At 68.1% G+C, this 326-nt stretch carries 1 pseudogene; it reads right to left on the reverse strand.

Features of this window, described 5'->3' with window-relative positions:
* Window positions 1–326, reverse strand: a pseudogene (locus J4G36_RS18300) (collagen-like protein); the annotation flags it as partial.

Genomic DNA, 326 nt, shown 5'->3' on the forward strand with positions numbered 1-326 from the left:
GGTCCAGCAGGTCCGATGTCGCCCGTTGCACCTGTAGGTCCAGCAGGTCCGATGTCGCCCGTAGAGCCTGTAGGTCCAGCAGGTCCGATGTCGCCAGTTGCGCCCGTAGGTCCAGCAGGTCCGATGTCGCCTGTCGCACCCGAAGGTCCAGCAGGTCCGATGTCGCCCGTCGCGCCCGTAGGTCCAGCAGGTCCGATGTCGCCCGTTGCGCCCGAAGGTCCAGCAGGTCCGATGTCGCCTGTCGCGCCCGAAGGTCCAGCAGGTCCGATGTCGCCCGTTGCGCCCGTAGGTCCAGCAGGTCCAATGTCGCCCGTCGCGCCCGTAGG

Source organism: Sporosarcina sp. 6E9 (assembly GCF_017921835.1).
In the GTDB taxonomy this organism is placed as follows: domain Bacteria; phylum Bacillota; class Bacilli; order Bacillales_A; family Planococcaceae; genus Sporosarcina.